Source organism: Pseudomonas serbiensis (assembly GCF_030580745.1).
Classification (GTDB): domain Bacteria; phylum Pseudomonadota; class Gammaproteobacteria; order Pseudomonadales; family Pseudomonadaceae; genus Aquipseudomonas; species Aquipseudomonas serbiensis.
In genome coordinates, this window is sequence record NZ_JAUQOO010000028.1 from 1 (window position 1) to 25,679 (window position 25,679).

Annotated in this window: 28 protein-coding genes; 8 read left to right on the plus strand and 20 right to left on the minus strand. The window is 56.7% G+C overall.

Going from position 1 to position 25,679, the window contains the following annotated elements:
• Positions 1-225: 225 nt before the first annotated feature.
• Positions 226-1,425 (minus strand): tyrosine--tRNA ligase, encoded by a 1,200-nt coding sequence (gene tyrS / locus Q6A51_RS24710; RefSeq protein ID WP_201020393.1) that lies wholly within the window; start codon positions 1,423-1,425, stop codon positions 226-228.
• 202 nt (positions 1,426-1,627) lie between these two features.
• On the opposite strand from tyrS, the gene Q6A51_RS24715 reads away from it, so the two are divergent.
• Entirely contained in the window at positions 1,628-3,049 is a 1,422-nt protein-coding gene (locus Q6A51_RS24715; protein WP_201020392.1) for a peptidoglycan DD-metalloendopeptidase family protein, read from the plus strand.
• A gap of 3 nt (positions 3,050-3,052) precedes the next feature.
• A complete protein-coding gene (locus Q6A51_RS24720) occupies positions 3,053-4,147 on the plus strand; it encodes an anhydro-N-acetylmuramic acid kinase (protein WP_201020391.1) in 1,095 nt (364 codons plus the stop codon).
• Positions 4,148-4,211: 64 nt separating this feature from the next.
• On the opposite strand, the gene erpA is transcribed toward Q6A51_RS24720, so the two are convergent.
• Together erpA and argC are read right to left on the minus strand one after the other, a co-directional pair.
• Entirely contained in the window at positions 4,212-4,562 is a 351-nt protein-coding gene (gene erpA / locus Q6A51_RS24725; protein WP_025262070.1) for an iron-sulfur cluster insertion protein ErpA, read from the minus strand.
• 184 nt (positions 4,563-4,746) lie between these two features.
• On the minus strand, positions 4,747-5,781 hold the full coding sequence (gene argC, locus Q6A51_RS24730; protein ID WP_201004840.1) for an N-acetyl-gamma-glutamyl-phosphate reductase: 1,035 nt from the start codon (positions 5,779-5,781) through the stop codon (positions 4,747-4,749).
• Positions 5,782-5,915: 134 nt separating this feature from the next.
• Here argC and hemJ point away from each other — a divergent pair, with 134 nt between their 5' ends.
• From hemJ to coq7, 5 genes are all read left to right on the plus strand, one after another.
• Positions 5,916-6,344 (plus strand): protoporphyrinogen oxidase HemJ, encoded by a 429-nt coding sequence (gene hemJ, locus Q6A51_RS24735; RefSeq protein WP_201004842.1) that lies wholly within the window; start codon positions 5,916-5,918, stop codon positions 6,342-6,344.
• A gap of 71 nt (positions 6,345-6,415) precedes the next feature.
• The gene (locus Q6A51_RS24740) at positions 6,416-7,321 is read left to right on the plus strand and encodes a DUF805 domain-containing protein (protein WP_304575956.1); all 906 of its coding nucleotides are present in this window, start codon (positions 6,416-6,418) and stop codon (positions 7,319-7,321) included.
• 81 nt (positions 7,322-7,402) lie between these two features.
• Positions 7,403-8,179 carry an SDR family NAD(P)-dependent oxidoreductase gene (locus Q6A51_RS24745; RefSeq protein WP_201020388.1) on the plus strand — a complete coding sequence of 259 codons (777 nt, stop codon included), beginning with the start codon at positions 7,403-7,405 and terminating at the stop codon, positions 8,177-8,179.
• A gap of 92 nt (positions 8,180-8,271) precedes the next feature.
• Entirely contained in the window at positions 8,272-8,610 is a 339-nt protein-coding gene (locus Q6A51_RS24750; protein ID WP_201004848.1) for a histidine triad nucleotide-binding protein, read from the plus strand.
• Between the two features lie 124 nt (positions 8,611-8,734).
• Entirely contained in the window at positions 8,735-9,382 is a 648-nt protein-coding gene (gene coq7, locus Q6A51_RS24755) for a 2-polyprenyl-3-methyl-6-methoxy-1,4-benzoquinone monooxygenase (RefSeq protein ID WP_201004850.1), read from the plus strand.
• A gap of 58 nt (positions 9,383-9,440) precedes the next feature.
• Here coq7 and speD read toward each other — a convergent pair whose 3' ends face one another.
• Together speD and Q6A51_RS24765 are read right to left on the minus strand one after the other, a co-directional pair.
• A complete protein-coding gene (speD, locus tag Q6A51_RS24760) occupies positions 9,441-10,235 on the minus strand; it encodes an adenosylmethionine decarboxylase (RefSeq protein WP_201004852.1) in 795 nt (264 codons plus the stop codon).
• A 240-nt stretch (positions 10,236-10,475) separates the two neighbouring features.
• Entirely contained in the window at positions 10,476-10,898 is a 423-nt protein-coding gene (locus Q6A51_RS24765) for an OsmC family protein (RefSeq protein WP_304575957.1), read from the minus strand.
• A 210-nt stretch (positions 10,899-11,108) separates the two neighbouring features.
• On the opposite strand from Q6A51_RS24765, the gene crp reads away from it, so the two are divergent.
• Positions 11,109-11,753 carry a cAMP-activated global transcriptional regulator CRP gene (gene crp / locus Q6A51_RS24770; RefSeq protein WP_201004860.1) on the plus strand — a complete coding sequence of 215 codons (645 nt, stop codon included), beginning with the start codon at positions 11,109-11,111 and terminating at the stop codon, positions 11,751-11,753.
• Between the two features lie 12 nt (positions 11,754-11,765).
• Here crp and Q6A51_RS24775 read toward each other — a convergent pair whose 3' ends face one another.
• From Q6A51_RS24775 to Q6A51_RS24845, 15 genes are all read right to left on the minus strand, one after another.
• Complete coding sequence (locus Q6A51_RS24775; RefSeq protein ID WP_201020387.1) at positions 11,766-12,461, minus strand: lipoate--protein ligase family protein; 696 nt, start codon at positions 12,459-12,461, stop codon at positions 11,766-11,768.
• 10 nt (positions 12,462-12,471) lie between these two features.
• A complete protein-coding gene (gene trpC / locus Q6A51_RS24780; protein WP_201004863.1) occupies positions 12,472-13,308 on the minus strand; it encodes an indole-3-glycerol phosphate synthase TrpC in 837 nt (278 codons plus the stop codon).
• Positions 13,305-14,354 carry an anthranilate phosphoribosyltransferase gene (gene trpD, locus Q6A51_RS24785; protein WP_201005188.1) on the minus strand — a complete coding sequence of 350 codons (1,050 nt, stop codon included), beginning with the start codon at positions 14,352-14,354 and terminating at the stop codon, positions 13,305-13,307. Before trpD ends, trpC begins: the two co-directional genes overlap by 4 nt.
• A gap of 8 nt (positions 14,355-14,362) precedes the next feature.
• Complete coding sequence (locus tag Q6A51_RS24790) at positions 14,363-14,971, minus strand: aminodeoxychorismate/anthranilate synthase component II (RefSeq protein WP_201004865.1); 609 nt, start codon at positions 14,969-14,971, stop codon at positions 14,363-14,365.
• Between the two features lie 536 nt (positions 14,972-15,507).
• Positions 15,508-16,017: a lysis system i-spanin subunit Rz gene (locus tag Q6A51_RS24795; protein WP_304575958.1), complete on the minus strand. Its 510-nt coding sequence runs from the start codon at positions 16,015-16,017 to the stop codon at positions 15,508-15,510.
• Positions 16,014-16,559, minus strand: a complete 546-nt coding sequence (locus Q6A51_RS24800) for a glycoside hydrolase family 19 protein (protein ID WP_201004869.1) — start codon at positions 16,557-16,559, stop codon at positions 16,014-16,016. The genes Q6A51_RS24795 and Q6A51_RS24800 overlap by 4 nt, the downstream gene beginning before the upstream one ends.
• Positions 16,560-16,700: 141 nt before the next feature.
• Entirely contained in the window at positions 16,701-17,123 is a 423-nt protein-coding gene (locus Q6A51_RS24805; protein WP_095068313.1) for a tail fiber assembly protein, read from the minus strand.
• Between the two features lie 2 nt (positions 17,124-17,125).
• Positions 17,126-18,382, minus strand: a complete 1,257-nt coding sequence (locus Q6A51_RS24810; protein ID WP_095068312.1) for a phage tail protein — start codon at positions 18,380-18,382, stop codon at positions 17,126-17,128.
• An 11-nt stretch (positions 18,383-18,393) separates the two neighbouring features.
• Positions 18,394-18,993, minus strand: a complete 600-nt coding sequence (locus tag Q6A51_RS24815; protein WP_304575959.1) for a YmfQ family protein — start codon at positions 18,991-18,993, stop codon at positions 18,394-18,396.
• A complete protein-coding gene (locus Q6A51_RS24820; RefSeq protein WP_304575960.1) occupies positions 18,981-20,021 on the minus strand; it encodes a baseplate J/gp47 family protein in 1,041 nt (346 codons plus the stop codon). Before Q6A51_RS24820 ends, Q6A51_RS24815 begins: the two co-directional genes overlap by 13 nt.
• On the minus strand, positions 20,011-20,409 hold the full coding sequence (locus Q6A51_RS24825) for a phage GP46 family protein (RefSeq protein ID WP_304575961.1): 399 nt from the start codon (positions 20,407-20,409) through the stop codon (positions 20,011-20,013). The genes Q6A51_RS24820 and Q6A51_RS24825 overlap by 11 nt, the downstream gene beginning before the upstream one ends.
• Positions 20,409-20,918 carry a phage baseplate assembly protein V gene (locus Q6A51_RS24830; protein ID WP_201020386.1) on the minus strand — a complete coding sequence of 170 codons (510 nt, stop codon included), beginning with the start codon at positions 20,916-20,918 and terminating at the stop codon, positions 20,409-20,411. The genes Q6A51_RS24825 and Q6A51_RS24830 overlap by 1 nt, the downstream gene beginning before the upstream one ends.
• Before the next feature lie 44 nt (positions 20,919-20,962).
• A complete protein-coding gene (locus tag Q6A51_RS24835; RefSeq protein WP_201020385.1) occupies positions 20,963-22,012 on the minus strand; it encodes a phage baseplate assembly protein in 1,050 nt (349 codons plus the stop codon).
• A gap of 4 nt (positions 22,013-22,016) precedes the next feature.
• Positions 22,017-23,414, minus strand: coding sequence for a DNA circularization protein (locus tag Q6A51_RS24840; protein WP_201020384.1), 1,398 nt, complete (start codon positions 23,412-23,414; stop codon positions 22,017-22,019).
• Positions 23,398-25,563 carry a phage tail tape measure protein gene (locus tag Q6A51_RS24845; protein ID WP_201020383.1) on the minus strand — a complete coding sequence of 722 codons (2,166 nt, stop codon included), beginning with the start codon at positions 25,561-25,563 and terminating at the stop codon, positions 23,398-23,400. Before Q6A51_RS24845 ends, Q6A51_RS24840 begins: the two co-directional genes overlap by 17 nt.
• Between the last annotated feature and the right edge of the window lie 116 nt (positions 25,564-25,679).

The window sequence follows — 25,679 nt, forward strand, 5'->3', positions numbered from 1 at the left end:
GTTGCTCGTTAGCGGGAGGCGAATTCTACAGCACCCGAAGGCAGTGTCAAACTCTTTCTCGAACCGCTATCGATCAGGCTGCGACCGAAGCACTTCCGAAGCCACTCCAGAACCTGATAAACACTTGTAAACTATTGATATACAAGGCTTTTTCAGTTCCGTCTGCGCCGGAAGTGGGGCGAATTATAGAGACATTAAATCGCCCGTCAACCGTTAATTTAAGTTTTATTCCAGATTAAGGGTAATACGCCCGAAAGCCTTCTTCCCGGCCTGGCAGACATGAGTAGCGCCTACCTTGAAGATAAAGCTGCGATCAACAACCTCACCATCTATACGCACACCACCGGAAGCCAGCAAATCGCGAGCGACTGCTGAGTTCTTCACGAGGCCTGCCTTATTAAGGACGGCTGCCACAGGCATATCTTCAGTCGCGCCGACAGAAATTTCCGGCAAGTCGTCTGGCAGCTCACCGTCTTTCATACGGTTACCCGCAGAGCGATGAGCAGTCGCCGCAGCTTCTTCACCATGGAAGCGAGCCACAATCTCTTCGGCGAGCTTGATCTTGATGTCACGAGGGTTTGCCCCCGCCTCGCACGCCGCCTTGAACTCATTGATCTCTTCCATGGAGCGGAAGCTCAGCAATTCGAAGTAGCGCCACATCAAGGCATCAGGAATGGAAACCAGCTTGCTATAGATGACACCCGGCGCTTCCTGGATCCCCACATAGTTACCCAGCGACTTGGACATCTTCTTGACGCCGTCCAGCCCTTCCAGCAAAGGCATGGTCAGAATGCACTGCGTTTCCTGGCCATAGGCACGTTGAAGCTCGCGCCCCATCAACAGGTTGAATTTCTGGTCGGTACCACCAAGCTCGACATCCGCACGCAACGCGACAGAGTCGTAGCCTTGCACCAACGGATACAGGAACTCATGAATGGCGATCGGCTGATTGCTCTTGTAACGCTTGTCGAAGTCGTCACGCTCCAGCATCCGCGCCACGGTGTACTGCGAAGACAGACGAATGAAGTCAGCCGGGCTGAGCTTGTCCATCCATGTGGAGTTGAACGCGACTTCGGTCTTGGCCGGATCGAGGATCTTGAAGACCTGGGCCTTGTAGGTCTCGGCGTAATCCAGAACCTGCTCGCGCGTCAGCGGAGGACGAGTCGCACTTTTGCCGCTCGGGTCGCCAATCATCCCGGTGAAGTCGCCGATCAGAAAAATGACCTGATGCCCCAGATCCTGGAACTGGCGAAGCTTGTTAATAAGGACGGTATGACCCAGGTGCAGGTCGGGCGCCGTAGGATCGAAGCCCGCCTTGATTCGCAGCGGCTGACCGCGCTTGAGTTTGGCGACCAGTTCGGCCTCGACCAGGAGTTCATCCGCGCCACGCTTTATAAGCGCAAGCTGCTCTTCAACCGACTTCATATCAGCCCCCAATTTAAAGGGAACCAACCATACAAGATCAGAGCCCAATTACAAGTTTTTGCCCGGCATACGGCCACGAATCGGAGACCGATACGTAAGCAGGGTTGCTTCGGGCTGGATTTGGTTATATTTTATACAGTTATTTCATCTTCATCATGTCATTCATCTTTTCCATTTCACCTTTTTCAAAGTCAAATTACTTATGATCGACACGCCACCGCCTAAAGCGCCCCCGCTTTATCCGAAGAGCCACCTGCTCGCTGCAAGCGGCATTGCTGCATTGCTGAGCCTGGCCCTTCTGGTATTTCCTTCCAGCGAAGTTGAAGCGAAACGAACCAATCTGGTTCTTGATCTGGAAACACCTGCTGATCAAACCGCACAAGACCAAGACGCTCAGCAAGACACCCAAGCCACACCTGAAGGCACTGTTTCACCATTTGCCCAGATCGATAACGGTGAGAATCAGTCCCGGGAAAACGCTTCTGCTCAGCCGCAATCCCCCGCTACAGACGTAAAAGGCCCCAACCACAGGGAAGTCGTAGTCGCCAAGGGCGATACCTTGTCCACCCTGTTTGAAAAGGTCGGGCTGCCCGCCACGACGGTGCATGAAGTGATGGCCAGCGACAAACAGGCCAAGCAGTTCAGCAAATTGCAGAACGGTCAGGTTCTCCAGTTCGAGCTTTCATCTGACGGCCAGCTCAACCAGTTGCATAGCAAGCTCAGCGAACTGGAGACCATCAGCCTCTCCAGAACGGATGCAGGCTTCACGTTCAACCGCGAAGTCAGCAAGCCGACAGTCCGTGACACCTATGCTCACGCTGTCATCAACAGCTCGCTGTCCTTGTCGGCCCAGCGCGCCGGCCTGTCCCACAGCATGACCATGGATATGGCCAATATTTTTGGCTACGACATCGACTTCGCCCAGGACATTCGCAAGGGCGACGAATTCGATGTGGTTTATGAGCAAAAAGTAATCAATGGCAAGACTGTCGGCACCGGCAATATCCTCTCTGCCCGCTTCACGAATCGTGGCAAGACCTACACCGCCATTCGCTACACCAACAAGCAAGGCAATACCAATTACTACACCGCTGACGGCAACAGCATGCGCAAGGCCTTCATCCGCACACCGGTAGACTTCGCACGCATCAGCTCGATGTTCTCCATGGGCCGCAAGCACCCGATCCTGAACAAGATCCGCGCTCACAAAGGCGTCGACTATGCCGCGCCACGCGGTACGCCCATCAAGGCGACTGGCGATGGCAAGGTCCTTCTGGCCGGACGTCGCGGCGGGTACGGCAATACCGTCATCATTCAGCACGGCGAGACTTACCGCACGCTGTACGGACACATGCAAGGCTTCGCCAAAGGCGTACAAACCGGCGGAACAGTCAAGCAAGGTCAGGTGATCGGCTATATTGGAACAACCGGCTTGTCGACAGGCCCGCACCTGCACTATGAGTTCCAGGTCAATGGTGTCCACGTCGATCCGCTGGGTCAGAAACTTCCGATGGCGGACCCGATCGCCAAATCCGAAAAACAGCGGTTCATGCAGCAAAGCCAACCGTTGATGGCGCGCATGGACCAGGAAAAGGCCACTACACTGGCCTCTAATAAAAGGTAATCCATGGCCTTCTTCTATATAGGTGTGATGTCCGGCAGCAGCCTCGATGGGATAGATATCGCCCTATTGGAGCAGGATGATCGTCCAAGACTCCTGGCGACTCATTACATTCCGATGCCGGAAGATCTGTATGCCGAATTGCTCGGCCTTTGCTCAAGCGGCGCGGATGAACTTGCACGCGCTGCCATTGCCGAGCAGAAATGGGTAAAGCTGGTAGCACAAGGCGTCGCGACCCTGCTGGAAGAGCAGAACATGGTTGCCGGCCAGATACGCGCTATCGGCAGCCATGGCCAGACCATTCGTCATGAACCGGGACGCGGCTTCAGCATTCAGATCGGTAACCCTGCTCTACTTGCCGAGCTGACTGAAATTACCGTGGTCAGTGACTTCCGCCGTCGTGATATCGCTGCTGGTGGTCAGGGCGCGCCATTGGTTCCCGCCTTCCATGAAGCATTGTTCGACGACAATAAAGATCGCCGCGCCGTGCTGAACATCGGCGGTTTCAGCAACCTGAGCATCATTGAGTCAGATCGCCCGGTTTCTGGTTTCGATTGCGGGCCAGGCAACGTGTTGCTGGATGCCTGGATACAGTCGCAGCGTAACCAGAGCTTCGATAAAGATGGCGCATGGGCCGCCAGCGGTCAGGTCGAGCCTGCACTGCTAAAAGGCCTGCTGAGCGATCAGTTCTTCCTGACCAAAGGTCCGAAGAGCACTGGTCGTGAAGTCTTCAACCTCGGCTGGCTGCATCATCACCTGTTCCAGTTGCCGAGCATTGCGCCGGAAAACGTACAGGCGACACTGCTTGAGCTGACCGCACTGACCATCACCGAGTCGTTGCAATCGGCACAATCCAGTACCAGCGAGCTTCTGGTGTGTGGCGGCGGTGCCCATAACGTGGCGCTGATGAACCGACTGGCAGCGCTGTTGCCGGAGACGAAAGTCAGCAGCACCGCAAAATTCGGTGTTGATCCTGACTGGGTCGAAGCCATGGCGTTTGCCTGGCTGGCGCATTGCTGCCTGGAAAGCGTACCGGCCAACCGGCCAACGGTAACCGGAGCCAGAGGGCTGCGGGTACTGGGCGCCATCTATCCCGCCTGACGGGATGGCAGAATGAAAAACGCCGCGCATATGCGCGGCGTTTTCATATGAAGCGATACACGGATCAGATCGAGAACGAAGAACCACAACCACAAGTGGTAGAGGCGTTCGGATTCTTGATCACGAAACGCGAGCCTTCCAGACCTTCCTGATAGTCCACTTCAGCACCAGCCAGATACTGGAAGCTCATTGGATCGACAACCAGGCTAACGCCTTCACGCTCGACGACGGTATCGTCATCCGCAACATCTTCATCGAAGGTGAAGCCATACTGAAAACCGGAACAACCACCGCCCGTCACGAAAACGCGCAGTTTCAGGCGATCATTGCCCTCTTCATCGACCAGGGTTTTCACCTTGTGCGCGGCTCCTGGGGTGAACTCCAGAGCTGTAGGAGTAAAGGATTCGACGCTCATGTCAGATATCTCCCGGCGTTAAGCCGTCATAATGCGTAATGACGGGCATTATCCGCTTCTCCTAGAAAACTGGTCAACTATTGAAGTGAAGAGCAGTAGCAAGCGGTCAAGCTACAAGCCGCAAGTGCTTGTAGCTTGTAGCTTGTAGCTTGTAGCTTGTAGCTTGTAGCTTGTAGCTTGTAGCTCAAGGCATCATTCCTGCGTGCGACAGACCTGCACGCTCGTCCAGACCGAACAGGATGTTCAGGTTCTGTACCGCCTGGCCCGATGCGCCCTTGACCAGGTTGTCGATGACCGACAGCACGACAACCAGATCACCGCCCTGTGGACGGTGAACGGCAATGCGGCAGACGTTTGCACCACGCACACTGCGCGTTTCGGGGTGGCTGCCTGCTGGCATGACATCGACGAAAGGCTCATCGGCGTAACGCTTCTCGAACAGCGCCTGTAAGTCCACCGACTTGTCGGCAACGGTTGCATACAGCGTGGAGTGAATGCCGCGGATCATCGGCGTCAGGTGCGGCACAAACGTCAGCCCCACATCGCCGCCTGCGGCGCGACGCAGACCCTGGCTGATTTCCGGCAGATGGCGATGGCCTTTGACGGCATAAGCCTTGAAGCTTTCGTTGGCCTCCGAGTACAGCGAGCCAAGGCTCAGACCGCGACCGGCGCCACTGACACCCGACTTGCAGTCGGCAATCAGGCGGGAGTTATCCGCAAGGCCCGCTTCCAGCAAAGGCAGGAAACCCAGCTGAGTTGCGGTCGGATAGCAGCCCGGCACAGCAATCAGGCGTGCATTCTTGATCTGCTCGCGATTGACCTCAGGCAAACCGTATACGGCATCCTTCAGCAGTTCAGGCGCGCCATGTGGCTGACCGTACCATTTGGCCCACTCGACCGGGTCTTGCAGACGGAAGTCTGCCGAGAGGTCGATAACCTTTGTGCCGGCTGCCAGCAGTTCACCCGCCAGAGCGTGGGCAACACCGTGAGGCGTGGCGAAGAACACAACGTCACATGCGCCAAGAGTCTTGACGTCCGGAGCGCTGAAAGCCAGGCCGTCGTAATGGCCTCGCAGGTTCGGGTACATGTCGGCTACGGCAAGTCCGGCCTCCGAGCGAGAGGTAATAACGACCACTTCTGCTTGCGGATGCTGTGCCAACAGACGCAGCAGCTCGACCCCGGTGTAACCCGTGCCGCCGACGATACCGACCTTGACCATAACCTGCCCTCAACGAAACAACTGGAAAGCCGTCGATGATATGGGCCTATCGCCTCTGCGACAACCGACAACGTGACGTATGGACACGCAACCCACTACTATTTGCCCACCGTGAACCTGGGGATAACTAAAAAATGCTCTTCTTATGGATCAAAGCGCTTCACATCGTATCGATGGTCTGCTGGTTTGCAGGCCTGTTCTATCTGCCGAGGCTGTTCGTCTACCACTCAATGAGCGAGGACACCGTCAGCAAGGAACGCTTCAGCGTGATGGAGCGCAAGCTGTACCGAGGCATCATGGGGCCTGCCATGATCGCCACGCTGATTTTCGGCGGCTGGCTGATCAGTTTCAGTCCGTCCGGGTATTTCAGCCAGGGCTGGATGCATGCGAAGCTGACGCTGGTTTTCCTGCTCATCGGCTACCACCACATGTGCGGCGCACAGGTAAAACGCTTCGCCCGTGGCGAGAATGGCCGCAGCCATGTGTTTTATCGCTGGTTCAATGAAGTCCCTGTAGTGATACTGCTGGCTGTCGTCATTCTGGTCGTCGTCAAACCGTTCTGATCAATACCGGGCGGCCATGCCTGTAGTGGCTGCCCGCGCTACACCCTGATACCGAGACAAGGAAGCCCTTGATGGCCGATACCCACTTCAAGATCATGTTTGAAGGGCAGTTGCGTAATGGCGTTGAGCTGGAAACTGCAAAACTCAACCTGGCCCAATTGTTCAAGAGTGAAACCTCGGCCGTCGAGAGGCTGTTCAACGGCACGCCTGTATCCCTCAAGCGCGGGCTGTCTCAAGCAGATGCCCAGAGGTATATCCAGGCGCTCAACGATGCAGGCGTCGAGGCCCGCATAGAGCCCGACCCGGCAATCAGCCTGAGCCTGGATGAAGTTGATGAGCCAAAACCCTATCGCGCTCCCGTAGAACCCTCCCCGGCAACCTCGCCCTACGCGCCCCCCAAAGCACCCGTCACTCCTGAGCTGCCCGAGCACTCGACGCTCAAGGTATTCAGCATCGAAGGCCGTATCGGGCGCTTGCGCTATCTGGCCTGGAGCCTGGTATTGATAGTCGCGGGCCTTGCGACAATAGGTGTCTGCATCTCACTCATGAGCGTTTCATTGATTGGCGGCGGGCTCTTGAGCACTGTAGCCTTCGCCGCATTCGTCATCCTCAGTGTGCAGATGGGCGTACAGCGTCTGCACGATGCGGGTTGGTCGGGCTGGCTCTTGCTGCTAAACCTCGTGCCCGTAATTAGCGGTATCTTTCCATTCGTGATGGTGCTCATACCGGGCACAAAAGGCCCCAACAAATATGGCCCTGCGCCACCACCGAACTCGAATGCCGTAAAAGTACTGGCGTGCCTGTGGATTGCCTTTATCGCGCTGTTCATCACAATCATGCTCAACAATGGTCTCGATGCCGTGAAGAATGAACTCGAGACCACAGCCAGCGAATATGAACAATCCCTGCCTTATGATGATGACTCCGACAGCGATGAGGCCCTGCCTGCCCCGTCAGTCCCCGGACAAAAGCTTTGATTTAAAGCAGACACTACGTAATACGTTGCTCATGACCCGACACCAAAAATGTCGGTTGCAATACGTTCAATGGAGAAATGCATGACCCGTTACGCCCTGATCACAGGCGCTTCCAGCGGTATCGGCCTGGCCATGGCCGAAGCTCTGGCACGTCGCGGGCACAATCTGCTGCTGGTCGCCCGCCATCGCGATCGCCTGGAAAGTATTGCCATCGAACTGACCCAGCGCTTTGGCGTCGAGGTGCTGTTTCGTGCGTGCGATCTGGGTGAGCCGCTGCGTCTTTCAGGCTTCCTGCTGGAGCTGGAGGATGGCGCCCATCAGATCGATCTACTGGTCAATAGTGCGGGCATCGGAACTTGCGGTCCGTTTCTGGCCCAGGAGTGGGCTGCCGAGCAGGACCTGATAGACCTGAATATCCTGGCCCTGACTCGCCTGTGTCATACCGTTGGCAACTTGATGGCGCTGCAAGGCGGTGGGCAGATTCTCAACGTGGCCTCGGTGGCAGCTTTCCAGCCCGGACCATGGATGAGCACCTATTACGCGAGCAAGGCTTACGTGCTGCACTTTTCCGAAGGATTACGCGAAGAGGTGAAGAAAAACGGGGTAAAAGTGTCGGTGCTTTGCCCTGGCCCGACTCGTACTCCCTTCTTTCGCACGGCTCAGATCAACGTGAACGACAAGAAGATGATGACCCCCGAAGAGGTGGCACTGTATACCGTACGCGCGCTGGCAAAAAACAAGGCTGTTATCATCCCCAGGCTGCGTAACAGGTTATGGGCATTCAGCCCGCGGTTGGGGTCGCGCTGGCTGGTTCGTCAAATCAGCGGCTTGATCAACAAGGCCTGCTGCCCACGCTGAGTGACAAAACGTTATCGCCCAGTAAACTCGACTTCATTGGCGCAGGGCTTTTGACCGGCCATGCCCCATCCACCCAAAAGGAGCAAACGGCTGTGGATACTTTGTTTACCAAGATCATCAACCGGGAAATACCGGCCAGGATCATCTACGAAGACGATCAGGTACTGGCCTTCCACGACATCGCCCCTCAGGCACCCGTGCATTTTCTGGTCATCCCGAAAAAACCCATTCGCACCCTCAATGACCTGACCGAAGAAGACAAAGGCCTGGCAGGCCATATCCTTTTCACGGCGCAACGGCTGGCAAAAGAACTGGGTTGCGAAGAAGGTTTTCGCGTTGTCATGAACTGCAATGAACTCGGTGGACAGACCGTTTATCACATTCACATGCATGTTCTGGGTCAGCGTCAGATGAACTGGCCGCCGGGCTGAGCCTGTTTTTCAATAACTTGCATCCTGTCGATGCCCTTGAGCGGCCCTGGCAGGATGATCCAGCTCAAGCCTGAAGGCTCTGATTGGGGTAAACTGGCCAGCATGGACCTATCCGGAGGTGCCCATGGCTACCGAACGTCACTACTCCCCCCTTGATCGTCTTCTGCTGCAGGCCGACAGCGCAATGCGCACATTGCTGCCCTCAAGCGGACATTCTCATCGGCCTTCACCTGCCATTCTGCGCCCCGAACACAAAATGAACGATGTCGACACTCGGCATGTAGCCGGCTTGATGCGCATCAACCATACCGGTGAGGTCTGCGCACAGGCGCTGTACCAAGGCCAGGCCTTGACCGCCAGGCTGCCCAAGGTGCGCAAAGCCATGGAGCACGCTGCTGAAGAGGAAATCGATCATCTGGTCTGGTGTGAACAGCGTATTCATCAATTGGGTAGCCACACCAGCGTGCTCAATCCCCTGTTCTATGGCTTGTCCTTCGGAATCGGTGCGGCTGCCGGCTTGATCAGCGATAAAGTCAGCCTGGGATTTGTGGCAGCGACTGAAGATCAGGTCTGCAAACATCTGAACGAACATCTGGAGCAGATACCCGCCGAGGACGGAAAGTCCCGGGCGATTCTGGAGCAGATGCGCATAGACGAAGAACAGCACGCTGAAACCGCGCTGGACGCTGGCGGCTTTCGCTTCCCTGCCCCGGTCAAGTTCGGCATGAGCATCCTGGCCAAAGTCATGACCAAGAGTACGTATCGGATCTGACATTCTGCCACACATGAAAAAGGCGCCTTGATCGGCGCCTTTTCTGTTTGCACTGAAATCAGACAGCCACGTTACGGCCGTAGAAGATTTCCAGCATTTCATGCTTCACCTTGGCGGTGACCTGCTCGCGCTGCTCGGCAGACAGGTTGCTGGTCGCGTCGCCGAACAGGTAGTTATCCAGTTCAAACTCCTTGAGCAGCATTTTGGTGTGGAACAGGTTCTCCTGATACACGTTCACATCGGTCATCTGGTAACCGTTGCGGGTGTCTTCGGAGAGGTAGTTCTGGATCGAGTTGATCTCGTGATCGATAAAGTGTTTCTTGCCTTCGACATCACGTGTGAAGCCACGAACGCGATAGTCGACCGTCACGATGTCGGACTCGAACTTGTGAATCAGGTAGTTCAGCGCTTTGAGCGGTGAAATCACGCCACAGGTCGACACATCGATGTCCACGCGGAAAGTCGCGATCCCATCGACCGGGTGAATTTCCGGATAGGTGTGAACCGTAATGTGGCTCTTGTCCAGGTGGGCCAGAATGGTTTCCGGCAGTGGACCTGGCGACTCTTCGATCTGGCTTTCGGTAGGTGTTACCGGTTGCTCGGAGATCAGAATGGTCACACTGGCGCCCTGCGGATCGTAATCCTGACGAGCGATGTTCAGGATATTGGCACCAATGATATCGACAACATCCGTCAGAATCCGCGTCAGGCGTTCTGCGTCGTACACACTGTTGATGTACTCGACGTAGGCCTGCTGGTCTTGCGGGGTTTCCGCATAGCAGATGTCATAGATATTGAAGCTCAAGGTCTTTGTCAGGTTATTGAACCCGTGGAGCTTGAGTTTGCTTTTCACCGTTAAAAACTCTCTATATATGTGCGGCGCCAGCCGCGTGATCAAGCATGCCCGTCAGATGAGACGCACTCAGCTGCGTAGGACGGTTAACACCTCTTCGCGTTGGCGATTTTGGTTGTCTGTTCTGGCGCAGCAGCAGAAAACCAATGCATGCCGCGCCTGAAAAAGTCGCGCATTATGCAGACGTCGGAAGCCGTCTGCCAGAGTGTGCGCCGTTTTTATGATCGTTGGATGTCTGTATCAGCCCAGCTCGACAATTTCATAATCGTGGGTGATCTCTACACCGGCATTGCCCAGCATGATCGACGCTGAACAATACTTCTCGGCCGACAGCTCGATGGCACGCTTGACCTGGGCCTCTTTCAGGCCGCGCCCCTTGACGACAAAGTGCAGATGGATCCTGGTGAAAACCTTGGGATCCTCGCTTGCACGCTCGGCCTCAAGAAAGGCTTCACAGCTTTCGACAGGCTGACGGGACTTCTTGAGAATGCTGACGACATCGAAGTTGCTGCAACCGCCCAGACCGATAAGCACCATCTCCATCGGGCGTACACCCAGATTGCGACCGCCGCTTTCAGGCGGGCCGTCCATTACCACTACATGACCGCTACCGGACTCGCCGAGGAACATGGCTTCGCCAGCCCATTGGATGCGTGCCTTCATCGCCAGACTCCACTGCTAAAAAAAGGGTAGCCAGCTTAGCACAGGCCCATGATTTCACTGGAAGTGCCTCTAAAAATGCTTTTTACGGACAATATGTAGGAAAAGTCTTAAATGACCTTAAACCCTCGTCGAAAAGCTGGCGAGAATGCCAGTGCAGCCGATACCTATAAAAGTGCCACTTGGCGAAGAGTCTTTTTTCGGAATACACGCATGGTCGCAATCACCTTGACACCAAAAATAAAGAGTCTCGAAAAGCTTCTCCCCTATGCCCAACGTCGTCGCTGTGCCGCCAAGAGCAATATCATCTGCGCTGGCGAGAAATCCGAGTCGTTGTTCATCATCCTCAAAGGCTCGGTGACGATCCTGATTGAGGACGAGGAAGGCAGGGAGATGATCGTCGCGTACCTCAACAGTGGGGATTTCTTCGGCGAACTGGGACTCTTCGAGCAGGCCGGCCATGAAACCGTACGCAGTGCGTGGGTTCGCGCCAAGACCGAGTGTGAAGTGGCCGAGATCTCTTACTGCAAGTTCCGCGAACTGACGCATCAGGAGCCAGAAATACTCTATGCCCTTGGCGCCCAGATGGCTGATCGTCTGCGTAATACGACGCGCAAGGTAGGCGACCTGGCTTTCCTCGACGTGACCGGCCGAGTGGCCCGCACATTGCTGGATCTGTGCCGGCAACCGGATGCCATGACTCATCCCGATGGCATGCAGATCAAGGTCACCCGCCAGGAAATCGGGCGTATCGTTGGCTGTTCGAGAGAAATGGTCGGGCGCGTGCTCAAGGCTCTGGAAGAACAACAACTGGTCGACGTCAAAGGCAAGACCATGGTGGTGTTCGGAACCCGCTGACCCCAGTGCAGCTCAGAGCCCGGCCAGCAGTTGCCGGTAAGACTGACTCAGGCGCTCAAGAACATTGAAGTCGCCCTCGGGAAAGGCCTCATACAGCGCAATATGACTTTGGGCACGTACCCGCGCCTCAAGCTCACATAGCTCATTGAAACGGTTGACGGCGGCCACCATCTGCTGGCGTTCGTCATTCAGCAGCAAGGCGCCATGGGCCAGCACCACAGGTCGTGTTCCACCCTGGCTTTGACGCCAGCGCTGGGCTGTACCGACCATCTTGCGTCCATCGAGGTTGACGTTGAAGCGCCCGTCACAGAATGCGCCGTCCACCTCACCCAACGAGGCCTGACCTCCCAGCTCAGTCAACAGATCCAGAATCGGCTGACACAAACGCCGGTAGGCGATTTCTATTCGGTCCCGATCGGCATCCTTGCTCGGTTGGGCGTAGACCAGGGCAATGTTCACGGTCGCAGCGGATTGCGGCACCGGCTCACCGCCTGTTTCGCGCAACAGGACAGGCCATCCGCTGTCTGCAAGGGTTTCACTGGCCTCGGTAAAGCCGGGCAGGCGACTCATCCGGCGTGGCATGACCAGCGCCTGATCAGTGGGGCGCCAGAACAGCAGCCCATGATCCGAGTCCCCGGCGCACACCGACGCCAGCAGGTCCTGCTCGGCCTGCAGGCCTTTTTCGATGCAGATGTCGACTACCGACATGATCTACGGCTCAATCAAGAGCCGAACCACTGACAGGTACGCCACGCTCCGGGAAGAACAAGCGCTGCAACTCGGCTCCAGGCTGCTCGGCACGCATGAAGGCCTCACCCACCAGGAATGAATACACATCGCTGATTTCCATCAGCTCAACGTCAGCCCGGTTGAGGATGCCGCTCTCGGTAATGACCAGTCGATCACGAGGAATACGCGGCAGCAGATCCAGCGTGGTTTCCAGGCTCACCTCGAAAGTATGCAGGTTGCGGTTGTTCACGCCGACCAGCGGCGTATCGAGCGTCTTGAGCGCTCGCTCCAGCTCATCGCCATCATGAACTTCAACCAGTACGTCCAGACCGACACCTTTGGCAACCGCCGCCAGCTCGGCCATTTTCACGTCATCCAGCGCCGCCACGATCAACAGGATGCAATCGGCGCCCAGAGCACGGGCTTCGATCACCTGATACGGGTCGATCATGAAGTCCTTGCGGATCACCGGCAGCTTGCAGGCTGCACGGGCTTCCTGCAGATAGGCATCGGCGCCCTGGAAGAAATCGATATCGGTCAAAACCGACAGGCAGGTCGCACCGCCGGCCTGATAGCTTCTGGCGATTTCGGCAGGCTGGAAGTCTTCCCGGATCACGCCTTTGCTCGGCGAGGCCTTCTTGATCTCGGCGATAACCGCCGGATGCTTGCTTCTGGCCTGTTCGATCAAGGCAGTAGCAAAACCACGAGGAGCATCGGCCACCGCCGCCTGCCGCTCCAGCTCTGCCAGAGTCACAATGGCACGACGAGCAGCCACTTCCTCGGCTTTACGGGCGAGAATTTTTTCCAGTACGGTTGGCACACTCATCCTTCATTCTCCTGCTTGAATACCGCCGTGAAAGCACCCAGTTCATCCAGCTTTTCCCGGGCAAGGCCGGTATGCAGGGAATCGTGTGCCAGTTCTACGCCTTCTTTAAGGCTGGAGGCATGATCAGCAGCATAGAGCGCCGCACCGGCATTGAGCACGATCATTTCCGAGGCCTTCTGCCCACTTTCGGTTTTGCGACGGCCCAGGGCGTCACGAATCAGCTCAAGCGAGGCTGCCGGACTTTCGACAGCCAGGCCATACAGGCTCTGGCTTTTGATGCCCAGGTCTTCGGGTTGTACAGAGTACTCGGTGATTTCGCCGTTCTTCAGTTCAGCGACAAAGGTCGGTGCCGCGAGACTGAACTCGTCCAGACCGTCCTGGGAATGCACCACCAGCACATGTTTGCTGCCCAGGCGGGACAGGACTTCAGCCAAGGGGCGGCACAACGCCTGGTTGAACACACCCACCACCTGATGGCGAACGCCAGCCGGATTCGTAAGCGGGCCGAGCATATTGAACAGGGTGCGCAGCCCAAGATCGCGCCGGGGGCCGGCCGCATACTTCATGGCGCTGTGATGCGACTGGGCAAACATGAAGCCGATACCCACGCTGTCGATGCAACGTGCGACCTGAACCGGATCGAGATTCAGATACACACCCGCGGCTTCCAGCAGATCGGCACTGCCGCTCTTGCCTGAAACGGCACGGTTACCGTGTTTGGCGACCGTACAGCCCGCAGCCGAAATCACGAATGCCGAGGCTGTGGAGACGTTGAAGATGTTTGCACCATCGCCCCCCGTTCCGACGATATCCACGACCTTGTCCAGGGACTGAAGCTCAACCTTGTTTGCCAGCTCGCGCATGACCGAGACGGCACCGACGATTTCATCGATGCTTTCGCTTTTCATCCGCATGCCCATCAGGAAGGCGCCTATCTGCGCTTCCGTGCATTGGCCTGTCATGATTTCACGCATGACATCGCGCATCTCGTCAGTGTTCAGGTCCAGATGATTGACGACGCGGTTAAGCGCGGTCTTGATATTCATTGGCGTACTCATGAAAAGTCCTCCTGACGACTGCCGCCGGTCTGCTTGAGGAAGTTGGCGAACAGCTCATGCCCCTGCTCTGTCAGGATCGACTCGGGGTGGAATTGCACCCCTTCAATATTCAGTGTCTTGTGGCGCAGCCCCATGATCTCGTCAACCGAACCGTCTTCAAGCGCGGTCCAGGCGGTGACTTCCAGACAATCAGGCAATGTATCGAGCTTGACTACCAGTGAATGGTAACGAGTCACGACCAGAGGGTGGTTCAGGCCATTGAACACGCCCTTGTCTTCATGGACGACAGGGCTGGTCTTGCCGTGCATGACCTGACGGGCGCGCACCACATCACCACCAAACGCCTGACCAATGGACTGATGCCCCAGGCAAACACCCAGAATCGGCAGTTTGCCCGCGAAGTGAGTAATCACCTCAAGCGAGACGCCGGCTTCGTTGGGAGTACAAGGGCCTGGCGAGACGACAATGCGCTCCGGGTTCAAGGCTTCGATCTGAGCAATGGTCAGCTCATCGTTACGAATCACTTTAACGTCGGCACCCAGTTCACCGAGGTACTGCACGACGTTATAGGTAAAGGAGTCGTAGTTATCGATCATCAGCAGCATGTTGCTATCAACCTTTTGAATTTACTGACTTTATTCACGCCTTCCGAATTCGGACCCGCTTGCGTATTCACCGCTGGTCATAGCGAAACACATGACCTGACGGCATACATCAAAGGGTTGGAGGCATATAGGTACAGGTCCGGGCTGGCCGGAAAAGAAATAGTCAGGCGCGCCAACGCCAACGGGCGTGGGCCTTGATAACGCGCATCAAGAGTTTGCTGACAATCGTCACGGGAGGAGTCTCATCTATACGTTTCGGGACATTAACTTACCGAATCACACGGCGCAATATGATTGTGCCGGGGAAAGCAGGTCATGTATCCGATCAGATGACTTTTAGCGGGGCAGATCAGTGTCTGCGGGGACGGAAGGGAGTGTGCCGCTTGCGCGGAGGTGGGAACGCTGTGAAGCGGGAAGTGTCTTGCCGGCGAGAACTGTGTGAAGTCGCTAAAAATGCTTTGACTTCACCGGCCCTGTCGCCGGCAAGCCGCCTCCCACGGCTGCGGTGCTCTCACATTGGGAAGGCGAGAGGAAAATCAACGGGCTATCTCGCGGACATAGGCCTGACAGGCCTTGAGCGCAATCAATCCCTGGTCTCCGTCATCGGTGATGGCGACAACTCGTTGAGCAGCCGTTGGGTCAAGTTCGGCTCTCGTGGCTCCATGAACCAGGCTGCCGGAGGAGGCAACGGCTGACTTTCCAGCGCCACTGGCGGGAGCGGCGAGGAGGACTGACAACCGCAAATCAGAGGTAGCCAGGCGACTACGCAACTGAGCCTGAAGTTTCTGTGCATCGCTCAATTCCTTGTAGTGAGTTGCATCGTTGGTTTGCAGGCGGGCCTCCATGTCCCGCCGCAGTTTCTGCTGAGCTTCCTGCCAGGCGATGACCGCCCTGGAAGCAAGCTCGCGTTCACGCAGATGAATCCCGGCCTGTTCGGCCAATTGCCGACCGTAACTGTGCGCCTGCCATTGCCACGCAGTCCAAAAGCCAAGCCCCAGGCCACACAACATCGCCAGGACCACAGAGCGGAGATCCAGAGTCGTCATGACAGCACCTTCAAAGCGCGCTGATACAAGGCTTCGCGATCCGCAAGACCATGGGTGCCGCCATTGATGCGCCTGGTGATCAACAGGAAATCCCCCTTGTCAGCCAAAGCATTCAGCCTTGCCCGATCCCAGAACCAGGCAGCGGACATGGCGGCATGCTCCGGTTGCTCGAGCAACTCGGGGCGATTGAGCAGATCCAGCCCCAGCGCCTCACCACAGGCGACATAGTTCGCCCGGCCCGTCACCTGAATAAGCCCCCGTCCACGATAGAACTGACCATCATCATCGTCTTCAGGCGTATTACCCAGGCGCAACGCCAGTTGCCCCGTGTCGTACCGCTTCAGGTAATCGTCACTTCCCAGCTCACGGACATACCGCAACTGGCCGGATTCGTGACCGATCTGTGCGATGAAAGCCGATACCTGCAACCGGGTGAGGATGCTGTACCGGGTCATGGCGGCATTGAGCGCGGAAATGAAAACGCCGGCTTTAGAGCCTGCGTTGGGGAGGATTTGCTGGAGCTGTTGTTGAGTTATGGGCATGTAACCTCCATCAACCATCCTTTGATGGCATAGCAAGACGCCCCTCACAACCAAGCGCATATGGAAACTGCGCAGAAGTTTGACCATGAGGGATAGCCATGCCAGAGACACTAAAGAAAACGCCCCGTCAGTGCGGGGCGTTCAGTTGGTTTCGAGCCAGGTCGGGGCGGTTGGGCGGAATAGAATATCGGGAAACTCCTGAGTCTGCGGCCAATCGCGCAAGGACTGGATATAAACCAGAAGCGCGGTGAATTGCTCCGCCTCCAGAGTCGTCGACAGATTCAACTCCAGTTGATCCCTGTGACGATCTCTTACACCAGATGCAGCCGAAAGCACCTGATCCCGCCACGCACGCTCTTTGTTCGCCAGTTGTTCGGCAGTCAAACCAGGGGGATTAACTGCCACAGGAAATCCGTCGGCATCAGCAGCAATAATCTTTCCAGCCGCATTCGCTGCCCGGAGCTCAACATGCTGCGCATCAGTAATTTCTTTGCAGTCCTTACCGACTGGCTGCATGCCTGACAGATAGAACCCGCCAGTTTCAGCGCAATAAAAAATAGCCATGATTATTTTCCTATACCTATAACGAAGACGTCCCGAAGAGTTGTAAAAACCAAACCATTATCTTGTCGATCAAGAATAACGCTGGTTTTAGTGAGGTTCCGATATTGCGGGGTAATGTCATCATCAACGCGCTCAAGAGATGAATGCACAGCACCGGCAATGCCATAACATGCATCCGGCCAGGCCAGAGGCCAAGTCAGCGTAGAAAAGGTATCGGGAGCCAAAGTCGCCCGGCCATACTGGATCAGCAAACCGCCCAGCCAAGTCGGAAACAAGACATAACCACTTGCAGGTGTGAAGCTCATTGCGAAGCCGAAACGCAGCTTTTTTGGAGTTACAACTGGGGCGTCATCCACACCGGCATTCACCTCGGCCTGAGTCGCGATCCTGCCCAATCCCCAATTGATTTCCGTGGCCTGTACCGCAAGCGCCTTTAGTGCAGCGATATCGATATTTCCCTGATTGGTCGGCGCATTCCAGGCTTTGATGCACCACATGACTGCCAGGTTGCGTGGACGTGTTTCAGTAGATGTCCTTGCTACCGTTGAAGCGTCAAAGAAAATAGTGTCGCTTCGAGCTGAAGTATTAGCATCACGAGTGATCGTATTAGCCTCTCCCCCCCAACCGAATGAGACAGACATCGCTCCGCTAGCTCCCCCCAGAGCCCCAGTACCTGCTGAGGTACCGCCACGAAGACCAAGAACGGCAGTGATATTCTGTAAGGCGTCAAGCTGAGAACTGCCTAAGGCCCGATTTGCATCCACACCCCGCCCATGATCCCATCCACGCAGAAACTCACCACGCGATTCAGGAAGACGGAAGTAACCCGCAGGATCACCTGCCTTGTTGTAGCTAGTGCCCAGATAAGCAGCCAGATCAGGATAAGCAGCAATACTCTGCAGGCTACCATCGACTTCAAGATACCCAGGCGGAATAGCTGCCTTTGGAAACGGCACCATCATTCCGACAGGAACCACGTTGTTACTTTTCAACAAGGCATCCATTTCTTCCTTGCTGTAAACGCGATTCTTGGTATACGCATCGTTCTGAACGATATAACGAATAGCCTCCAGCAACTGATCCACATCCTCCTCTTTCGGATCGATCTGGGCAGCCCGGATAACAGCTAGCAATTCATCGGTTACTGCGTTCCCCCAACTGGCGGAAATCAGAGATCCCGGCGCGCCGGAAACAGTATTTTCATCAACAAACTTTCCATTCACCAGCCCGACGCTGGGGACACTTTTTGGATAGTCCACGTTATTACTCCTCAGTTGAAATTAATGAATTCAGCGGTATGGGCCGGCGCTGCCCGGCGGATCAGACATTCGATAGCAGTGCCCGGGTTCACGCCGAAGCGTTCGCCCCAATAGCTCGCACCAAAGCGGCGACCCAGTCGCTTGCGGCCACCTGTGTTCAACACCCACATGAACTGCGCATTCCAGGTCCCGAAATGCGCCTTGCCGAAACAAGAACGCCCCATACGGGGCGCTCGATATTCAGTGACGGTGGCGTTGGGATAGCCCTGGCTGATGGCAATGTCGACGTAGAACGCAGGGTTCTGCCCTCCTACGGCTAGCAGCCGTTGTCGCACCGACAGACGCCGATCCTCGAACAAGGGGCTCAGGCCCAGACATGGATCGGGCAGGTTCATGACCCGCTCCCAGTCCGAAACCAGTTCACTGATACCCGCGGGGTCCATCTCGTTGAGCAGGTTGAAGGCCCGGCCATCGATACGGGCAAACTCATGGGATAACCCCGTGATCACCTGTTGCAACTCGGGAACCCTCTCAGGGTCCCAGGCTGGCCCCGATGGCAGCAGAGCCTGAAGTTGCTCGGCATACTGACTGGCAGTTCTCAGGACGCCCATAGAATCCCCCCGAATGTCAGCAGCTCATTGGAAGCGGCTTCCACATTGGCGACAGGGGACGTCAATACATGATCCGTTTCCCCCGTCGCGCCGCTTATAGACTCGGCGATATGGGTCAACAGCAGCGTCTCGCCAAGCCCAGCCTCACGGTTATGAAGATCCATCAGTTGCGCCTGAACAGCGGCACGTACGGCAGAGGTATCCGGCGTGAGCCTGATCGTGTAGACGACCGGTTTCTGTACCGGTGCCAACACATACAGCTCAGCCGTGACCGGACGTAGCGGTTCGATGTAAGCCGCTACCTGCGCAAGCTGTTCGTCGTCGGGAACCGGGGTGGCGTCATTGTCGCGCATGATGAAAACCGCCACGGTGCCAGGCCCCATATAACGGCGCACACACCAGGCACGGGTCACGCCCGCCACTTCCAGCGCCCAGGTGACGTAGTCATCCTGATTGCCTCCGTGGGGAATCACTCGATATGAGCGAACCACCCGAGCACGCAATGACTCGATACTTTCCTGGGCAACACCGCCGGTCAGGCCGTCAGCCAGCACAGTGAAGCTACTGTCGATCCCTTCAATGGGCTGCACGGCGGTCATGACCAGCCCGGCATCGGCGTTCCCCAGAATGCCTGCATCCACGGCTTCGACCGTGGTCACGTTATTGCCCGCCACGGTGGTTACACCTTGGGTGACCCGATAGGTTCGACCATCGCTGAACTGCAGCACAGTGTCGGCATCCAGCACTGCACCCGCAGCAGCCGTGAAGCGCACCGAGCCGCTGGCCGGTTGCGCAGCATTACGGGGTTGTCGGAGCCTGAGGATGGCTTGACGCTCCAGGGTTTCGTCATCGGCCGTGTCAGGCAGGATCTGGTCGGCGATCCAGCGCTGATAGCCATAGAGCCCATAGGCAGCACCGCTGTGGGCGCGGGACAACACCCGGGCATCGGATTGCCGAAGCGCTTCATCAGCCAGGTCGACCTGCGTACGGCTGATCAGCGCAGGCAATGTAGGAGTTTCAAACGGCATAGATCACCTGCCACTGTTCGGATGGATTGAAGCGCACGCTCTGGCCGTTCGAGACGACCAGCACGACGCCGAGATTCAAGCGATTGTTCTGAACGCGCTCGGTGAGGATTTCGATGTCCTGCACATGCCCGTCTTCGATCAGCCAGAGAAGCGCTTCGCGAGCGTAGAATTCGGCATCCCGTTGCGTCTGCGCAGTGAGTTTCACCCGCCGCAACAGCCACAGGCGCGAGCCGATACGATCATCCGTCACTGCCGGATAGGTATCGCCCCACCAGCCATAACGCTCGTCATCACCGGCCTGGTCATCCGGCCCGGCTCGACGCCAGGTGAACAGGCTGATGATGACCGAGCGCAACAACGAAGCTTCAAGAGAGCCTGCGATAATCATCAGGCACCTCCCACGGGTGGCCCGCTCTGGCCGTTGCCGCCTTGAACGCCGCTGTGCGTATGGCTGATCTGGCTGATGCCACCCGCGACCTGATCGCCTTGGGAAACGATCTTTCCGGTCTGGGTGATCTGGGGCGTTTCAAAGTTCACCGCCACGGTGGCCTTGACGTTCAACGTGTTGGTTTCGATGTCGATGACCTTGCCGCGCTTGAGGTGAATCTTGTCCCCCTCGTCGGTGTAGATCGCCACCTCACCCGACTCCAGAGCCTTGAGGCGATAGCGACGATCCGCGACAACCAGCAGCAGCCCGTGGGACCGGTCACCGCCGATAAACGCTGCAATGCCTTCGGCGCCAGGCAAAGGGTTGCTGGTGAAACCATAAGGCTCGAAGTGCTCCATATCGTCCTTGATTTCACCTGCGGTCAGATGCATTTGCAGCGCCTGCATCTTGCTAGTGGCCCTGGCGAGCACAACCGTGCCCCGCGCCAGCATGCGATTGAGAATGCTCATTAGGTTTTTCCTTTTCGGGGGAGGGCACGCATCGTTGCCGCTCTCTACTTTTTGCCAGCCTTGTGCGGATCGTCGGGTTCGGCTTCGTACATTTCAGGTGGGCCGACGACCAGGGTCGTCACTGTTCCTTTTTCGTCGAGCGTGTAAGTGATCTGCGAGATCAACATGTCCTGATCGACACCGATCACCCGGTCCACGACTCGCACCAGCGTGTTGTGACGCCAGAGATCGCCATTGGTCTGCCGCCATCCTTGCACCTTGTAGGTCGTGACCTGCGCCTTGCCCATGCGATTGCTGCGCTCCCAGTTCGCACGGCTCTGGGCAAGCTCGGTAGTCACTGGTGACGACTCATGGATGATCAGGACTCGGTTGCGATTGACTCTGCGATCAAATGCCTGCGCCGAGACTTCACTGGATTGCTTGCCGTACGTCTTATCATTGCCAGCGCGTTGCCCGATCACCCGGTACTCGGAAAAAGTACCGGAGAAATCGAGAGGCGCTGCCGCAGAAAGGATGTTCTGCCCCAGTTCCAGCCGATCCACTGCCCGTCCCTTGCTGCCAGGCTTGGCCAGTACCAGACGCCCCTGCTCATCGTCGGTGGAGAAAATCCGAAACCGCGTCAGGATCCGGTCGATGGACTTGAACACCGTTTCTGCAGGAACGATGGTGTGATCGGGAATCTTGCCGGTTTCAGCAATCTCACTCACCACACCCACCTTGTAGGGGGCCACAAGCGCCTGGATGATGCTGAACGCCCCTTGTTCCTTCCACTGACCGGGTTTGTTGACCGCGGAGCAATCAACAAGATCTGCCGTAAGAGAGCGCCCGGAGATACTCAGGGTGATCGTCTTGTCGTCATAGTTGATCGGCGTCGCAAAGACCCAACCCGTCAGGATCAAATCGCCCCCGATACGAACCTCGCATTTATCACCTTGCCTGATCGGTCGAGAGAAGTTCTGCCCTGGCCACTGCCAGGTAATACCCACCGTGAAACTGCGGGCCTGACGCTCGATACCGGCAGAGATCGAGATGGTTTTCCAGCCGCCATAATCCATGTTATCCACCGTCAAGGTGACAGCATTTGCCTTATCCATGGGGCTACTCCTGGGCGACTTTCAAAGTGCCTGGCGGCAAGAAGCCTGGATGCTGGACACGGTTACGCTGCACGACCTCGACCGAGCGTGTCGCATCGCCGAAGCGACGATAAGCCAGTACCAGCGCAGGCAACGGCTCGGCGACCTTGATGTCAACCAGACGCACCCCGGAAGCCGCCACGGCGTTCAGATGACGGATCAATGCCTGACGCAATGTGTTGAGCGCCAGGTAATGCTCCGGATCAGCTTTCAGCGAAGCCTCCCAGATTGCCGAACTGAGGGTGTCACGCAGCTCGATCACATCATCGGCGACAGGAACCTGAGCACGATCGACCGGCATCACCACTTGATGCTCCAGTGACGGCGTGGCAATGATCGGCACCGCAGCAGTGGCAACCGGCATGCTTGCCACAACCCTGGCAACCTTGACCAGCAAGGAGTCCTGAACCAGATTGGCCGTTGCCTGGGCCGCGGAGCCGGTATCGAGCCCGCCGCCCTGGTTGACCAGATTGATACTGGCAATCGCCTCGGCCTGCTGCGTGGCATCGGAAATCGTCGCCCTGTAATTGACGGACGAACTGCTGCTACTCGCACTTGTGCCTGTTCCAGCACCTGTGCCACTGCCCGAACCTGTGCCGACTCCACTCCCGGACCCGGTGCCTGCTCCATTCCCGCCCGTGCCTGAACCTGAACCCGTGCCCACATTGAAGCTTGCACCCGAGCCTGTATTGCTACTGCTATCCCCATCAAAGCTGGCAAAGAAACTGGAGAACATTGTGCTCAATGTAAGTGGCGCATTGACCAGCGAATGAACCAGACTGGTCACATCCGAGTAGATCGTCATGAAGGGGGTAAACTGCCGCTGAATCACGGCAAAAATCCCCGACAAAGCACTGCGCAGCGCCTGAATATTGATGCGCGCTGCATCCACTACAGACATGACCGCCCGATAGCGTTTGAGCGCCGAATCCAGCAGCCCGTCGGAGGCTTGCACGAGTTGTCGCCGGGTATTGACCGTTGAAGTCGGAAAGCGCAGCGGCTGATCCGGGTAAAACTTCAACGACAGCCTGACTACGCCACCTTCAGTCCGGCTGTGTTTCAAGATGCAACCGCCAACCTGCACCTGCATGCGCCCAAGCCACGGATGGACAAGCTCGCCAGCCCCATTGGCTTCAAGAGCCTCCAGCAATCTGTCACGACGCTCGAAACAGTCCTCGCCAACCAGAAGAGCTTCCATCGTATAAATTTGCGATTCCTTGCCCAGCGACTCGAAATAAGGCTCGTCGCGTTGCGGAAACTCGTGAAGCTGCCCCTTGCGGCCAACCGGGACACTGTCCGTTTCAATAAAGAAACCAATGCCGCGGAAAGAAGCGGGCATCAGTCTGTCACGCCATGTCGTCATATCCTGCTCCTCCGATTGTTCGATAGCCAACGCTTGGCGAGATCGTCAAGCCGGGCTGGTTGGTCCGCACTTCACCCGGACGCATGCCAGCAGGCGCATTGTCAAAACGGATGTTGAGTTCACCTTCCAGACGTCGATTAGCGGCTGCCCCTTGTAGAAGCAGGCTGCCGGGCTCAGGCAGGTTTGGAGCAGCAAGCAGTGCGCTGGTCGATGGCACGCCCAGCGCAGTGTTGAGACGCTGTTGATTCGACTGGCTGGTATTGACGGCATCTGCCATCACAAATGCGCCAGTACCGCCACCAGGACCTGCATTGCGCAGCCTTTGCCCTTCAGCAAACTCATTGAGCTTTTGGGTAGTGCCTTTAAGAATCCCTTCTTCTCCAAAGCCGAAAAAGCTCAATGCCGAATTGATGCCCGACTTCACATCGTCCCACAGGCCAGTGAACCAGCTTCTGATCGGCTCCCAGTGCTTGATGATGATCCCCAAGGGAGACCAGTCGAACATCGTTTTCAGAACATCGGCGAATACAAGCGCTGGAGCCTTGATCCCCTCCCATACCAGACCGAAGAATTCGCTGATCGGTTGCCAGTTCTCTACAACCATGCCCAGCGGTGTCCAGGAGAACATCAACCTCAGGAAGTCAAAGAACGGTGTGGACAGTGCTTTGATGACATCCCAGAGCGCCGAGAAAACCTCAGTCAAGGGCTGCCATATCGCCACGATCATGCCCAGTGGCGACCAGGAAAATATGGTTTTCAGTACGTCCCAGACGGCACTGGCCGCCCCCTGGATCGAAGCCCAGACTGCCGCAAAAAACGGTGCGACAGAGGACCAGTTGGCAATCAAGAATCCAGCAGCCAGGGCAATAGCGCGTACAGCGATTCCGACCGGCGACAAACCGATGACCATGCTGAACAAACGAGCCGCATTGGTCGCGGCCAGCACGGCCACTTGCAAGACGCCAAAGGCAACCGCAGCACCTACAACGCCCTTGATGACCTCAGGGTGTTCGGCCGCCAATGCAGCGACCATGGAAATCATCGGGCCGATGACGGCGATTGCATCGTTTATCGCGGGCAGGAAAATGCCGCCGATATTGGTACCAATCCGATCCATGCGGTTTTGCATAAGCTGAATGGCAACCGCAGTAGTGCGCGAGTTGTCGGCGAACTCCTGCTCGATTGAGCCCGCGGATTTAGCGCCTTCTGCAACCTTGCCGAAGTTGGCTTTCAGGTCATCGAGGTTCTTCAGCAACGGCGTTATGGCGCCCAGTGATTCGGCACCGAACAACTGCGAAACCACATCGCTCTGCCTGGCTGGATCAACCTGGGACAGGGTGCTCAAAACCTTCTCGATAGTCCCGGAAGGATCCGTCTGCATGCCCTGAGTCAGTTGATCGAGATCAAGCTGTAAATCCTTGAAAGCCCCGGCTTTCGCTGGCCCGCCTTCGGTCAGGGTTTTCATGAGGCTCTTGACGCCCTTGGTCGCCACATCAGCCGGCACATCCACACCAGCCAACGTGGCCGCCATGGCCGCGACTTCACCGCTGGCCTTCCCTGCCACAGCACCCAACGGCGCCATCGCAGTAACCATGGTTGCAATCTCTTTCTCCAGATCATTACCGCCCAGGGTATTGATCTGCTCGGCAAGCTTTTGGACTTCAGGCTGCGAGAGGCTAAGCGAGGATCGCCACTTGGCCATCATTTCGCCAGACTCCGCCCCCGTCTGGCCGAAAGCAACGCCCATCTTCACGGCGTCTTCCGCAAAGCCTTGCAACTCAGCACGCGGCACGCTGGCCTTGGCACCTGTCGCCACGATTGCCGCAATTCCATTGGCGGTTTCCGGGAGCCGTTCGCTCATGTCCAGAATATCGGTGCCCATTTGCTGGAATTGCTGCGGTGTCTCAAAAGCCACGACCTTTTTCACATTGGCCATGGATGTTTCAAAACCGATTGCTGCCTTTACCCCGGCAATCAAGGGGCCCGTAAAGGCATTCCCCTCGATCACGCCTGCAATGTTGATTTTCCCCAGACCGGACCCTTCGAGTCCGGTTTTGAAAGCGTCAACATTCTTGCGCATGTTAGCCAGAGTAGGAGACAGCTCATCGACGCCTTTAAAAAGCGCTTCAAGCCTGGATGGATTTGCCATCACTCCCCCTGCAGGATCTGATTGATACGCTGCGACTGCAAAATCGACTCGGTGATGATGTCCAGGGACCTGGACATCATCAGTTCGGGATCAACTTTCCAGAAGTATGCGAGGTC